The sequence below is a fragment of the Coleofasciculus sp. genome, assembly GCF_046565525.1.
Lineage (GTDB): Bacteria > Cyanobacteriota > Cyanobacteriia > Cyanobacteriales > Coleofasciculaceae > Coleofasciculus.
This window is the reverse complement of record NZ_JBKHUP010000029.1, coordinates 39903-54529: the sequence shown is the minus strand read 5'-3', so window position 1 is coordinate 54529 and position 14627 is coordinate 39903. Positions and strand designations below refer to the sequence as shown.

Sequence of the window (14627 nt, the reverse complement as noted above, 5' to 3'; positions counted from 1 at the left end):
CTCCTAAGATGGAGGATAACTCAAAAGTCGTGATTGTTAATATTTGCTTGTGACTGGCTCGAATGCTATAACTTTTTTTGAACAAGAATTCATATTCGCCTCAAACAAAGTCATATTGCCCATTTTGCTACCTTTTGCCCCCAATTCGCTCCTGTTAATTTTTTTTTTAGTCTATATACTTGGATGTGAAGAAAAGTAACAGGCAAACCATCAGGACGAAGAATATGCGAATTTCAGCTTTGACAATTGCCGGATCAATGGCGTTAGCTGGCTGGGTTATCTCTCCAGTTCAGGCTCAGCTACCCGGTTTACCCAATCTCAACATACCTACTCCTAGTCCCCTCAAGCAGCCATCAGAGAATGCTGTCGTTTCCAAATGTGTCCGACTCGACGGTCGCTGTTTATTCGAGATTGCCGCACCAACATCGCAGTTACCCCAACGTATTCAAGAAATTGAACAACGATTACAGGATATCAGCCGTACTTACTTCAAAAACCAGAACGCGGAATTAGAGTTTCGCCAAGAAGAAGCAGAGGGCGAAAGCAATTTACCCGAGATTTACATCTCTCTTCTAGATGAGGAAGGTGATCCGTTCAAAGAAGTTCGCTTAATGAGCGTTACCAATCAAGATGCTCAACTCACCGAAGTGCCGATAGAGACTAGAGCAGACGAAATTATCGAACAGCTCGATCAACAACTTCCCCAGGCAAAACAGGAACGACAACCCGACGTTTTGACGAATCGAGTGATCATTGCCGTGGGTACTGGCGTAGCCATGATTGTTGCCAGCTTGCTTATTTCTCGTTGGGAACGCCGCTTAAAACGCTCCAAACAACTGTTAGAGCCTTCCGAATCGAACACCGCACCAATATCCACTCAACTTACTCAAAATCAACAGCGAAATGTCAAAGAAGTTTTACATCGCCTGCTGCAACTAACTCAAGGGGTTATCTGGGTGGGGGGAAGTCTATTCATTTTAAGTCTATTTCCTTACACACGACCCCTACAGGTTTTAATCCTTGCCAGTTTCCGAATTCCTATTCGCGTGGGTATTGTCGGCTTAGGAACTTACGTGATCATCCGTCTATCCTATGCCTTAACGGATCGCTTCTCCTCTGCCATTGCTAGAACTCATTTACTGACGCCCGAAGGCGCTCAGCGAGCGCAGTTGCGCGTGTCAACGGTTTCTGGGGTAACCAAAAATATTATCACCTTGAGTTTTAGTGGCATCGGACTTTTAGTGGCGCTAGCGGCAATTGGTATTGACATTGGTCCGCTGTTAGCTGGTGCTGGGATCATTGGTTTAGGCTTGTCTTTGGCATCGCAAAACTTGATTAAAGATGCCATCAATGGCTTCTTCATTCTCCTAGAAGATCAGTATGCCGTTGGTGACGTGATTGGCGTGGGAGACGTTGGCGGGTTTGTGGAAAAAATCAACCTCCGGATTACTCAGTTGCGGGATGCTGAGGGGCGATTAATTACGATTCCCAACGGTGAAGTTAGAATTGTGGCGAATCTTTCGAGTAATTGGTCACGGGCAGATTTAAATATTCCCGTTACCTATCAAGCCGATGTTGATAAAGCATTGGATTTGGTTAGGCATGTGGCTCATGAGATGGTTATGAACCAAATGTGGCGGGAGCGTATCCTGGATCAACCCGATATTTTAGGGGTGGATGACTTTGGCGATCGCGGTTTTATTATTCGTGTTTGGATTAAAACCCAGCCTCTAAAACAATGGGAAGTGGCGCGAGAGTTTCGCCGTCGTCTAAAAGCGGCATTTGATGAAGCTGGAATCCGGCTTTCATTGCCTCAGCAAGCGCTCTGGTTTAATAACACCTTACCGACGCAATCGTTGTCGAATGGTCACTCGAATGGTAATAGTTACCATGACAGTCAGCCGAAGTATGCTGAGATTGACTAGAGCATCAATTCTCTAACCCCAGTTAGCTGTCATAAGCAATCATAAATTCTTATGGAGACGTAGCCATGCTACGTCTTTTATTTTTTTTATCAATACCAAATTCGTTTTAAAAAAAGGAACAATCAGGTTTAATCTTTTCCTTGCACCCCCATAAGGGCGGGTTTAGTAAAGTTATCGGTTTTGGGAGAAACGTTATCGGTAAAACCCGCCCCTACAACCCCACTTCCCAAAAGTACTGGGCAATTAAGTACAAATGTACTATAATGGGACTATCAAAGATTTTACACCGTGAACGCCTGACCCCCTAAACCATTCAAGACTTTCGCCATGATTAAGCACTACATCCTCAGCATCAACCACAACGCCGAGTACGAGTGGGAACAACGCATTCTACGCCACCCAATCACCGCAGAACGCCCGGATTTTGCCAGTTTAATCGCCCAAGCCGTGGGGGACGAACCTGGATCGTATTTGGTGGAGGTGAATATTGAAGTCAACCTTTTAGAGAAAGCCCCCAATCCTCAGCCTCAGAGGAATTCCATGGATGGAGCCACCAAGACAGTCAATTCCCAACCTTCGGAATGGGTGGCGTAGTCGGTTAACTGTCTAGCTTGGATAACCGGATAAAGGATTGTCCAGATTGATACTTTCATACAGGAAGATTCACGATGAACATGAGTCAGTACCCAGCCGCGATCGCACAAGCCGCTCAAACCGTTAATGATTTGGACTCACAAATTCAGGCGGTGCAACTTAACATTCATCGCCTAGAAGCCAGTATTGATAAGCAAATTGCCTTCGATTCTGAGTTAAAAAATGACTCACAACGCAAGGCGCGTCGATTTGAGCTACTAGAGGTGAATTTGGAATACCAGCACGCCCTTAACACCGTAATGCGGCTAACCAATCAAAAGGCGAACGCTTTGGCTAATTTAGAATATTTGCGGAATCAGTTCAGTGTTGCCAAACTGGAAGCTCGACTGGCAATAGCTCGCCAGCTTAGTGGTTCAGATATTGGTGATCTGTTGCTCGGCGTGTAATACTCAATTCGGGTTAACTACCCCCGTTTTGGTTGGGACAAGACAGAGGGTGAAGAGATAGAAAGAAAAAGTACCCAAGGAATAAAGGGGGGGACTTCATCAAAGTTGGTATAGTACGCCAGCCTTGATCCCCCTTTTCCCTCATGACTTAAGCGCAGATACTGCATAGTAGGGGACTCTTGATGAAGGGTTCCCTACAGATGGTAGTTCAACGGTGCAATAGACGAAAATGGTTATGGTTGCCAAACCGTGTTCCAGGCTGGGTAATTTGCCCAAAAGAAACTATGACTATTGTGACCTCTCAAGAAATTGCCCGATTCCGCTCTCAGCTTTCCCATAACCCCGAAGCGATGCAAGCGCTTGATGCGATTGAGGATTGTGAGGGGGATTTAGAAGACGCCGCGATCGCACTAGCGATTCGAGCCGGACAACAACCCCAAAGCGACAATGCTCGATGGTTAGATGATTTAGCCAAAAAATGCCGTGCGGTTATTTGTAAGCCGGAATTTCGCCAAGATTTGCTTGATGGCTCTTATACTCAGGTGATTGAATACCTAGCCCAGACTCCCCTACTTCCCGCGATTCTAGCAACACCTGTCCTGATGTCTGCTCTCAAGCAAGGTGTACCTAGCTTTTGCGAACCGATTGATGCTCACTTTGAACAGGTTTACGGCGATCGCTCTCCTTAATTCGGTGTATCCCAATGCCAGTAAACGTAATGTTAACGCAGCAGTCAGGGGAATGAGGGAGCCAGTTCTGTGATATCGCGATCGCACTCCCGTCACTTTTAAATCACTAGGATACTGTGAGCTAGACCAATACTCCCCCATTTTACAGTCGGTAGTATAAAGGCGTTGCACTAGACTAGACGACCCACTACCTCCAGTGGGTCTTTTTCTTATATTTTCTCACGATAAACCCCTTAAAAGTTCCCTTTTTTGGATAGCCAGTAGAAATATCCTGAGTGGATAAGTACTCCCCTTTTTTGCTCTGGCGATTAAAATCGCGGAACCACACAAATAAAGTCCGCCTGCGCGGACTAAACTATAAAGGGAGTAGTAAACTCGGACTTGATATCATTCCTCAACCCAACTAACCTGACTGTATAGCCCAATAAGCTGTCATGCATTTAAATTGGGTATTAGTAGCGAGCAAGATGCTCGCACTACAACGATTTCGCAATTCTTGATATTAAGGTTTAAACGCCGAACAGCTTAGAACTATGGTATTGGATGAATTTACCCAATTAACGGCAAAACAGGAAAAATGTCCTTCTCAATTACCAAAAGCGCTGCAAGCGTTGTGGTATGACAAAAAGGGGGATTGGCACAGGGCGCATGATATCGTGCAGAATGCTAGCGATAGTGATAGTTCATGGGTTCATGCTTATCTTCACCGCGAAGAAGGCGACTTAAGTAACGCCCGTTATTGGTACAGACGCAGTGGACAGTTAGAATTTAACGGTGAATTGAATCAAGAATGGGAATTTATCGCGTCTAATTTGTTGGATAAAGTCAACGCCTAACGTAAATTTTAGGGATGGGTTTAGGCACTCAATTAAGCTAGTTACTGATAACTGAACAAGAAAAACCGCCCTGATTCCTGTTCGTACTAAGGGCTAAAGCCCTTGATTCTGTTAAATTTCCTTGCCTTTTCCCACGATGGTGGGTAATACCAAAGTCCGCCTTTATCATCTCCTTTTGAGGAGGCGATTGAAATCGCTGCTACACAAACTTTCGTCCGCCTGCGCGGACTAGGTTATAACGGGGGTAGCTAACCCAGATTTGGTATAACACAGCAAAAATAGGGGAATAGATTTGACCATTGAATCGGGCGCACAGGGCTTGCGCCCCTACGGTTTCTGGGCGTAAGGTGTGCCATACCACGACAACCTAGTCTCCCAAAAACTGAGACTTTATATCCTCCAATTCTCTGTCCATTTGACTTTGGGTTTTTTGAGTATTGGCAGAACCTTTAGTCGGCGGTGTCGATTTTTGCGGCGTACTTTTAGGTGTTGGTGGTTGCAAAAATTCAGATTTTAAATCCGCTAATTCTTTATCTAAACCTTTCCCATATTGAGGCGGATTGGGTTGTGACTTAATTGGTGCTGAAGCCGGAGGAGGTGCAGGTTTTGCCGATTTAATCTTAGCTACAGGAGTTTGAGACTGTAAATCTTTAAGTATCTCCGCCACAGATTGATAGCGCTGATTCGTCGCATTGACTAACATCTTATCTAAAATTTTAGCCACGCGATCGCTCACTGGATTTTTCAACCCTTGTCGCCATACCCAAACCCCCTGATTGACATCAAATAAGTCGAAGGGATGGATTCCCGTCAGCAGATGGATACACGTCACACCTAGACTATAAATATCACTAGCAAACACCGCTTTACCGATACTTTGTTCTGGTGCGACATATCCCACCGAACCGATAACCGTCCCGGTTCTCGCTAACGCTGTACCTGTCGCCACTTTCGATGCACCAAAATCTACCAGAAATAGTTGCTTATCCCGATTTCGACGAATAATATTTTCCGGTTTAATATCGCGGTGAATCACATGATGCTGGTGAACAAATTGTAAAACAGGTAACAAATTATTCAACAGCTCACAAATTTGGGCTTCTGTAAATGCGCCTTTCCTTGCCAACTCATGGGCTAAATCTTCGCCCTCAATAAACTCTTGCACCAAATATTGATGGCTATCTTGGGAAAAATACGCCAACAGTTCGGGAATCTGGGGATGTTTACCCAACTCATCTAATCGTACTGCTTCTTGAGTAAATAACTGTGCCGCTTTTTGTACCGTACTGGTTCCCTGGGCTTGGGGAAAAAACTGCTTAATTACACAAGGGGGATGGGATGGTTTATCTTCATCCACAGCTAAAAACGTGCGCCCAAAACCTCCTTGTCCCAAGGGTTTAACCGTTCGATAACGTTCCTTGAGGCGTACTTTTGACCCACAGGTAAGGCAAAATTTTGTTCCGGCGGGATTTTTGGGGTTGGTACAGTTAGGATTGAGACAGTAACTCATGGGGGTAGTTGGCAATTCAGCGTTTATCTCTATTTTGCCTCTAAATGAGGAGTAGTTTTTTTACTCTTATCCTTTTACCCTATTATCCTATTACTTTGTTCCGTCTCAACTTAATTTCGTTTAGGATGCTACAATTCCTTGTCTGAGTACATACTTTCCCGGCTCACAGCATAATCTGATAACAGGGGTGAATGGTACTCATGACTTACAGCCCACAAATAAAAGGCTTGTGCCAATTCTTCTGGACTTGCTGTTTCATATAAAGGAAGCTGCACCTGTTGGAGTTGGACTAAGCGCTTAAGAATTGCATCCAAGTAGGGTTTAATCCCCTCTGGACTTTTTGTGGTTAACAGTGGACTCGGCAGTTCGTGCTTACCCAGTCAGGGTCATGTAGATAGGTTGGGGTGGGAAGTTTTGAGAAACCGGGTTTCTGCGCTAAATTTGGGTAAGGAGACAAAGATTGTCCTAGAAGCCCCCCGAACATCGCACGATAATCAAGTTAATCTGTATGGAGTTCTCGCCATGAGTTTATCCCTTACGCCAGAAATTGAACAACGGATTGCCCATCAATTAAATCGGGGACGCTACCAGTCGGCGGATGAAGTGATATTAGCCGCCTTGGAACTATTAGATAAAAGAGAACAATATTTAGCCGAACTCCGCCAGAAAATCGAAATCGGGGAAAGCCAAATTCAACAAGGAAAGGTTACAGATGGAGAACTTGTATTTAATCGCCTGCTGAACCGTTTACAGCAACAGACTGAGGATTCCTAATGGGGACTTATTCATTCTCTGATGCTGCTCTAGCTGACTTAGACGAAATTTGTGCATCCATGTCGGAAATAAACCCAAACTTGGCGATTCGATTTTTTGAAAAAGTCCGAGATAAGTGCCGTCAGTTTGCTCAATTCCCCAACATGGGCAAAACGTACAGTTCAATCAAAGCAAATCTCCGAGGTTTTATTGTGGAAAATTACATCATATTTTACTTTCCCCGACCTGACGGGATAGATATTGCTCGTATCATTAATGGGTATCGAGACTTAGAATCATTGAATATCTGAAATTATCAGGACATTCAATTTAGAGGGGCGTTCGCTTATTGAACACTATGATTAAATGTCTGAAATTGCTCTTGATTAATCCGCCCCGCTTGATACAGTGTTTGAGTAATTTCTGAAATCGTTAACACGGAATGCGCCTGATAACCATTGTCCCTCAATCTATCTTTCACCCCACCTTCGTGATCAATAAATACGACAATATCCTGCACGTTTAATCCCCCTGACTCCAACTTCGCCGCCCCTTCCATCACACTCTTCCCACTAATCAAAATATCATCTACCACAACCACTGTTTCCCCTGGTTCAAAGTGACCCTCTATTACCCGTCGCGTCCCATGGGCTTTCACTTCTTTGCGGGGAAAAATCATTGGGTGATGCAGGCGCAGGGATAAGCCGGTTGCCGTGGGTAATGAACCATAAGGAATCCCGGCAATCCGGTCAAAGGTTAAATTTTGCAGAATCTCTGAATAAGCACTCAGCATTTGATGGAAAACTTGGGGATTGGATATAACGTTCCGCAAATCAATATAGTAGGGAAAAACGGCTCCAGATGATTGGACAAATTCACCAAATAAAATGCAGCCAATGTCATAAAGTTGGAGAATTAAATCCTGATGCGGATGTTGTTCTAGAAAACAGACATCCGGCATCCATAGGTCACAAGCAGAACCCTGTTGAATCTTTTTCTCTCTTTCCTGATTAATCTCCTCTCGCAGAGGTTGTATCGCGGCGGCGGGTTCCTCTGTGGCTAACATATCCTGGGGAACGGGAATTAATAACCCCTCGCCATTGGCATTTAACCCAGCGGCTAAAATTTGGTTAAGTTCAGCACCTCCCTCCGCCCAGATACTCCGGGCTAAAATTAAGCGTTCTGGGGCAATTGTCCGAATTTTTGCCAATAGTTCTGGAGAGGTTGTGCCAACTTCTAGGGCTAAATCTTCGGGTGCGCCCCAGGTTTTGGCTTCCTTCACCACTTGCAGATAAAGCGGTGTTTGGGGTTGGGGATACTGCTGTATGGCAACAGCCGCCGGATTGGAGGTGCAGCAGAGAATAAAGACAGCTTTACCGGGATAAATTAAAAAGGGTGCAACGAGGTCTTGTCCAGAATAAGGACTCAGAGTAACGGCATCAACCCGCCATCGAGTAAAAATGGTCTTTGCAAAAACAGTGCTAGTGTTTAGGTCACCATGTTTAGCATCTAAAATAATCGGGATGGAGTCAGGAACCGCCGCGAGTGTCTGTTCTAATAAGTTTAGTCCCGATGCGCCCAACGCCTTGTAAAAGCCAAATGTGGGCTTATACGCACAGACTAAATCCGCCGTTTGCTCGATAATGAAGTGGAGCCAATCCCTTAACCCATCAATGGGATCACCTGAGTGTCCTCCGGTGGAGTAACGTCTGGGCATCATTTCTGGGTTGGGATCGAGTCCGACTACCAGTAAACTTTGATGTTGTGCGATCGCGGCATTAAGTTTCAAGAAAAAGCTCATTGGGCTTTGCCTTTGGCAGGTAAGGAATAGGTCTTAATTACATACTCCAACAACCCCTCACAAGCATCAAGGAGTAAATCAATCACTTGGTTAAATCCCTCTGGACCCCCGTAGTATGGATCAGGAACGTCTCGTATCCGATGACGAGTGGCAAAATCACACATTAATCGCACCTTATCCCGATACTTCCCCGTAGCATCCAGGAACAGAATATCGCGTAAATTCTCCCGATCCATCGCCAAAATCAGGTCAAACGCTTCAAAGTCAGAGACTTGAAACTGTCGGGCTTTGCCCTTGAGGATGATTCCCCGTTCGCTGGCGGCTAGAGTCATGCGTTCATCGGGAGGAGAACCAATATGATAATCACCTGTCCCCGCCGAATCGCAGACAATGCTCTCCTGAAGTTCCGCTTGTTCAATTAAGTGATTCATAATGTTCTCGGCGGAGGGAGAACGGCAAATATTACCAAGGCAGACAAAGAGTAGTTTGCAGGGCATAGGTATAATGGATAGTTCTGTACAAAATTGGATGTTTAACCCGCGATCAGCAGTGACTATCACGTTTTAATGTCGGTCATATAGCCGCATCCGTGTTAAGTTTAGCAACGCAGCCGCCCGATTCTGTGATGATTTGAGGAAAATTATTTGATGTTCAAGTCGCGCCGCCGTCGCACCTACCGTAAGCGCCGCAGTCCCTTGCCGTTGCTCGCGATCGTTTTGGCGATTCCGATCGCCTTGATTCTCTTAGAATTGTCCACTCGGCTGTTGGTTGGTGTCATGGGCAAAAGCGCTGAGTTAGCTGCCTATGAGGGTGAACCAGCGATTGTGAATGTTTACCGCCTCAAGTTTTTGAATGACACGAACAAGCCTTATGATGGTTTATCCGAACAAGGGCGACTTGCCGCCCACCGTAGTCTTGGTGTAGGCTATCAGCTTGTTGGCGACCAAACCAGCAATTTTTGGCAGATTAATCCCCAAGGATTCCGCGACACTGAACCTGTTCCCTTAGCCAAACCCAACACTGAATTTCGGATTTTTTTGCTGGGAGGATCGACGGCGTTTGGTCAATGGAATCCCAGTAATCAAGCCACCATCGCTGCTCAACTGGAAGCGCGTCTCAATGAACGGGTTGCCCAACAGCAGCGTTCTCCGGAGAAATATCGACCAACAGACTTGCCCTTCTATAAACCAGATTTAGAAAAGGCGTTGGCATTACCTCCTAAGATTAAAGGCGGTCAATATCGGGTGATTAATGCGGCTGTACCGGGGTATGCATCGGGGAATGAATTGGCTCAGTTAGCGTTGCAGATTTTGCCCTATCAACCTGACGCGATCATTGTTTTGGATGGATACATGGACTTGCTCCTACCGAGCGATCGCATGGCAACGGATATTCCCCATATTGAATCCTTTCTTAGTAATGCCTCTGGGCATTTTTGGACGCACCTCAGCCAAGAGTTAACCTCTGTGGTAACCAACACCTATCTTGTCAGAGCCATCCAATACTGGCTAGTACGTCCCCAACCCTCGGTGAGTCGGCTGAGTTTAGCGGCGTTGAATGGTACAACCCACCTAGCCAACTATCTTCCCGCTGACTCAGAGGAACTACAAGAACGAGTTACCCGTTATCGCGATCGCCACAAGCAAATGATTCGCTTAGCAACTGGGGCATCCGTTCCCTTAATTATCGCCATACAACCAGAAATTACCGGTCGCGGTAACCAACAAATCTCACTCACAGAGAAGGAAATTTTGCTTGAATTAGGAGTCGTCTACCAACAACGCATCCAAGAGGGCTATGCCGCTTTAGCCCAATCGCTACAGCAGCTTCAGAACTGGTATCCCCAAAATGTGAAAACCCTAAACTTCTACGAAGTTTATCGCAATTTTTCAGATCGGGCGTTTTGGGATGCCATTCATTTGACCGAGGAAGCCAACCGAGTCATATCTGAGAGCTTATACCAAACGTTGAGTGCTTCACCCAAGCTGCAAGTACCTCCGTCTCGACCTATACCTTAATCTGAAGGATTGGAAGGAAAAGATTAAAATTAACCATAGAAGCACTAAGACGAATAGCACTGAAATAAGCAATTTTAGATCACCCAAACCTTTGATATTCCGTAGGGTGGGCATTGCCCACCAGCATGCCAGTCAGTACCATTAGTAACTCAATTGAGGAGACAGATGAAATGACAATGGCTGATAGGTAAAAAATCATAAAAGTTGAGGAGCTTTGTAAAGTTTATGTAAAAATCATCAATGAGACATTTTGTCAATTCCTAAAAATTGGTTAGTTGACTAGAACCTGGAGTAAGGAGATTAGTGAAAATCAATCCAACTATATTAAGTTCTGTAAATATATTTCAAACCCTTACATAAGACATAAGACAATCCCCAGGGTTAACTGTAATTTTTCCCACCTACTTATCCGTCCATTGTGGCATAAAGACCATTGTCTTGTCGGGTTAGCCAATCAACTCCGCAAGAGTAGATTCACAGATGTATAGATGCTGCCAAAGTCTGTCGGCTTGCCTCACAATAGGAATAGGATAGCAGCAATCACGACAGGGACTCTACTATGACTAGGGGTGAACACATAAAGCAACGGTGGGAGCAATGGCGCTCACATCTGCTACCTCAAAAACCTCGAATCTCGTATCTGGGTGCATGTATTTTAACACTATTCAGTTGCCTAGTCGTCTACACGGTATCTGGTTCAGCTCAATCTCCAGTCGCGCCAGTTTCATCGTCACTGGTAGAAATCACTCAGGGATGGCAATATCATTGGGGTGATTTTTATCAACATCAGACAAGCATTTCAGAATGGAATCAAAACCAGACATCTCCTGAACAATGGCAGTCATTTCAGTTTCCCGGAAAAATCCAAAAACCAAGCCATGAAAATGTCCAGATTCTGTGGTTGCGTGTTCCTTTACCCGCTGGAGAATGGCACTCTCCGACTCTCTATTTGGGCGCTGTACCTTATATATTAGATGTATACTTAGAGGATCAAAATCTCTATAGTCAATGGTCACTCAATGCTGCTAATCAAGCTATACTGACAGACTATAAATTACCCCTCGTTAAACTTGAGTCAGAATTCCAGAATCAAACTCTCTTGTTTCGGGTGTATGTCGGAGAAAATGCTTCAATTTATATCGGCTTATTTGAGCGCGTTTTTCTGGGTGATCATAATGCTGTAATTAAACGCTTTTTCCAGCAGCAAACGGACTCACTACTCGGTATTATATTTTTTATGTTAGGAGTAATTATCCTCGGATTGTCCTTGAGTCGCCCCGAAAGAAAATCATACTTTTACTTTGGAATCTTGACGGCAATGATAGGTATTTACACCCTATCGCGGTCTTTTTTTATTCCTGTTTTTATCACTTATCTAGAAGTACTGCGTTTCTGGGAATATACATCATTTTATCTGATTCCTGTGAGTGGTTGCCTCTTCTTTCAAGAAATGTTTAAGATGAGATGCCAGTCTATTATTCGTCATCTTTGGAAACTTCATCTTGCTTATGCCGTGGCGGCGTTTACTTTAGTCATCACTCACAGCTTTTCTTGGACTCAAACAGTCACTTTGGCTCAATTTTTCTTTTTAGCCAGTGCGATAATTATTTTAACCAAGGCGGTGCAAATTTCTTTGACGGGTAACGTTGAAGCTAAACTCTTTACATTGGGGTTTAGTATGCTTACCCTATCTGCCATTAATGATATTTTGATTTATCGCCTAGAGTGGGTGAACTGGTATCAAAAACTTTATCCTTGGGGAACGTTAATTTTCATTCTCACCTTAGGGGTTATGTTAGAGCGTCAATTTATCCAAGCGCGTAACCTGCTACAAAACTATGCCATAGAGTTAGAAGCTAAAAATACTGCATTACGACAACTGGATCAGCTTAAAGATGAATTTTTAGCCAATACGTCTCATGAGCTAAAAACCCCACTCAATGGGATTATTGGCATTGCAGAATCGTTGATTGATGGAGCGACGGGAACCCTATCTGATGCGACTCAGTTTAACTTGTCTCTCATTGTGTCAAGCGGTAGGCGATTGCACCAGCTTGTTAATGATTTACTCGATTTATCCCAACTCAAACACCATAACCTGCACCTGAATATAAAACCCATCGGAATTCGAGAAGTTACCCTTGTTGTCTTAACCATTTCTCAACCTTTGGTGGGTAATAAACCGGTCGAGTTAGTCAATAGCATTAATCCAGAGATTCTCCCTGTTGATGCTGATGAAAACCGTGTGCAGCAGATTTTATACAACTTGGTGAGTAATGCGATTAAGTTTACGGAACAGGGAACAATTGAAGTCTCAGCAGCGCCAGTCAATGACATGCTGGAAATTCATGTGATTGATGCGGGAATTGGTATTCCACCAGACAAAATTGATCGCATTTTTGAATCCTTTGAACAAGCCGATGGCTCAATTGCTCGTCACTATGGGGGAACGGGATTGGGTTTGGCAATTACGAAACAATTGGTTGAACTTCACGGCGGTATAATAAAGGTTGAGTCTACGGTGGGAGTGGGGTCACGATTTACATTTACTCTGCCTTTATCTCAGGGGAAAGTTGAGGATGAACCTTCCTTAGAACTGTCTAAGGTTCAAGATTATACGCCGCGAACAGTTAGCCCTGATCGTATTCTTATCGCTCAAGATGCGGTTGTTACCCCAGAGGGGACATTCCACATTTTAATTGTGGATGATGAACCAACGAATCTCCAGGTAATTGTCAATCATCTGTCGTTGGAAAATTATGCGATTACTCAAGCTTCTAGTGCCTTAGAAGCTTTAGAGTTGATTCGCTTAGGCTTCAAACCGGATCTGATTTTGCTAGATATAATGATGCCGCAAATGACGGGGTATGAACTGTGTAAAAAACTGCGGGAACAATTTCTTCCCAATGAACTGCCGATTGTCTTGTTAACGGCGAAAAATCAGATTTCTGATTTAGTAGAGGGGTTTGCGGTTGGCGCGAATGACTATTTAACTAAGCCTGTGTTAAAGAATGAACTTTTAGCCCGAATTAAAACCCATCTTCGTTTAGCCAAAATCAATGCGGCTTACGGAAGGTTTGTCCCTTATGAATTTCTGCAATTTTTGGAACGAGAAAGTATTGTGGATGTGCAATTAGGGGATCAGGTGCAAAAAGAAATGTCTATTTTATTTGCCGATATTCGTTCGTTTACCAGTTTGTCGGAACAATTATCACCGAAAGCAAATTTTGACTTTCTGAATTCGTATTTGGGTCGTGTGGGTCCTGTGATTCGCCATTATCGTGGGTTTATTGATAAATATATTGGCGATGCGGTGATGGCATTATTTCCGCAGATACCTGATGATGCACTACAGGCAGCAATTGAGATGCAAAAACAAGTGGGTTTGTATAATGTTCATCGTCAAACCTGTGGGTATGAACCGATTGCGATTGGAATTGGTTTGCATACAGGGAGTTTAATGTTGGGAACGGTGGGAGAGTCTCAGCGAATGGATACGACAGTGATTGCGGATGCGGTAAATTTGGCATCGCGTTTGGAGGGGTTAACTAAGGTTTTTGGGGTGGATATTTTAATTAGCGAAGAAACGTTAAATAGTTTGACAAATGCTCACCATTATAGTTATCGTTTCTTGGGTCGAGTGACGGTGAAAGGAAAACGCCAACCTATCGCTATCTTTGAAGTGTTTGATAGTAACTCGCCGCCGCTGATTGAACTGAAGCGACAAACTCGGAGGGAGTTTGAACGGGGTGTGCATCTGTATGTGGAGAAACAGTTTGCCCAGGCGCAGCAGGTTTTTACTCAACTGTGGCAATGGGATGATCGCGATCGCGTGGTTCAATTTTATCAGGAGCGTTGTCAGCAAGCTGAGCGATCGGGAGTATCTGAGGTGGATATTATTATTCGTTAAGTGTTAGATAATAACCAATACCTGGCGGGGGGCGACCCAATAGAATTAATCACTGGGCGGTGTGAATTGTGTGCGGCGGGTGTACGCCTACACCAACCCATCCACCTTCTCCCCAGTGCGACTATCCCTATATCGAGAATTATAC

At 44.4% G+C, this 14627-nt stretch carries 13 protein-coding genes; 9 read left to right on the top strand and 4 right to left on the bottom strand.

Features of this window, described 5'->3' with window-relative positions:
- The first annotated feature begins 224 nt into the window (after positions 1-224).
- From ACLGGO_RS12725 to ACLGGO_RS12705, 5 genes are all read left to right on the top strand, one after another.
- Positions 225-1925, top strand: coding sequence for a mechanosensitive ion channel family protein (locus ACLGGO_RS12725; protein ID WP_446419588.1), 1701 nt, complete (start codon positions 225-227; stop codon positions 1923-1925).
- A 327-nt stretch (positions 1926-2252) separates the two neighbouring features.
- Entirely contained in the window at positions 2253-2519 is a 267-nt protein-coding gene (locus ACLGGO_RS12720) for a hypothetical protein (protein WP_446419587.1), read from the top strand.
- Between the two features lie 74 nt (positions 2520-2593).
- Complete coding sequence (locus tag ACLGGO_RS12715) at positions 2594-2965, top strand: hypothetical protein (protein ID WP_446337776.1); 372 nt, start codon at positions 2594-2596, stop codon at positions 2963-2965.
- Between the two features lie 284 nt (positions 2966-3249).
- The gene (locus ACLGGO_RS12710; RefSeq protein WP_446419586.1) at positions 3250-3654 is read left to right on the top strand and encodes a hypothetical protein; all 405 of its coding nucleotides are present in this window, start codon (positions 3250-3252) and stop codon (positions 3652-3654) included.
- Positions 3655-4187: 533 nt separating this feature from the next.
- On the top strand, positions 4188-4490 hold the full coding sequence (locus ACLGGO_RS12705; RefSeq protein ID WP_446419585.1) for a hypothetical protein: 303 nt from the start codon (positions 4188-4190) through the stop codon (positions 4488-4490).
- A 367-nt stretch (positions 4491-4857) separates the two neighbouring features.
- Here the strand turns inward: ACLGGO_RS12705 and ACLGGO_RS12700 are convergent, their stop codons facing one another.
- Positions 4858-6000: a protein kinase domain-containing protein gene (locus tag ACLGGO_RS12700; protein ID WP_446419584.1), complete on the bottom strand. Its 1143-nt coding sequence runs from the start codon at positions 5998-6000 to the stop codon at positions 4858-4860.
- 128 nt (positions 6001-6128) lie between these two features.
- On the bottom strand, positions 6129-6314 hold the full coding sequence (locus ACLGGO_RS12695) for a hypothetical protein (protein WP_446419583.1): 186 nt from the start codon (positions 6312-6314) through the stop codon (positions 6129-6131).
- A 28-nt stretch (positions 6315-6342) separates the two neighbouring features.
- Between ACLGGO_RS12695 and ACLGGO_RS12690 the strand changes: the two genes are divergently transcribed.
- Positions 6343-6774 (top strand): type II toxin-antitoxin system ParD family antitoxin, encoded by a 432-nt coding sequence (locus tag ACLGGO_RS12690; RefSeq protein WP_446337783.1) that lies wholly within the window; start codon positions 6343-6345, stop codon positions 6772-6774.
- Positions 6774-7064 (top strand): type II toxin-antitoxin system RelE/ParE family toxin, encoded by a 291-nt coding sequence (locus ACLGGO_RS12685; protein WP_446337784.1) that lies wholly within the window; start codon positions 6774-6776, stop codon positions 7062-7064. The genes ACLGGO_RS12690 and ACLGGO_RS12685 overlap by 1 nt, the downstream gene beginning before the upstream one ends.
- A gap of 35 nt (positions 7065-7099) precedes the next feature.
- Here ACLGGO_RS12685 and ACLGGO_RS12680 read toward each other — a convergent pair whose 3' ends face one another.
- Positions 7100-8554 (bottom strand): bifunctional orotidine-5'-phosphate decarboxylase/orotate phosphoribosyltransferase, encoded by a 1455-nt coding sequence (locus ACLGGO_RS12680; RefSeq protein WP_446419582.1) that lies wholly within the window; start codon positions 8552-8554, stop codon positions 7100-7102.
- Entirely contained in the window at positions 8551-9051 is a 501-nt protein-coding gene (locus tag ACLGGO_RS12675) for a low molecular weight protein-tyrosine-phosphatase (protein ID WP_446419581.1), read from the bottom strand. Before ACLGGO_RS12675 ends, ACLGGO_RS12680 begins: the two co-directional genes overlap by 4 nt.
- 150 nt (positions 9052-9201) lie before the next feature.
- Here ACLGGO_RS12675 and ACLGGO_RS12670 point away from each other — a divergent pair, with 150 nt between their 5' ends.
- Together ACLGGO_RS12670 and ACLGGO_RS12665 are read left to right on the top strand one after the other, a co-directional pair.
- Positions 9202-10572 (top strand): SGNH/GDSL hydrolase family protein, encoded by a 1371-nt coding sequence (locus ACLGGO_RS12670; RefSeq protein ID WP_446337787.1) that lies wholly within the window; start codon positions 9202-9204, stop codon positions 10570-10572.
- Positions 10573-11131: 559 nt separating this feature from the next.
- Positions 11132-14482 carry an ATP-binding protein gene (locus tag ACLGGO_RS12665; protein ID WP_446419580.1) on the top strand — a complete coding sequence of 1117 codons (3351 nt, stop codon included), beginning with the start codon at positions 11132-11134 and terminating at the stop codon, positions 14480-14482.
- Positions 14483-14627: the final 145 nt, after the last annotated feature.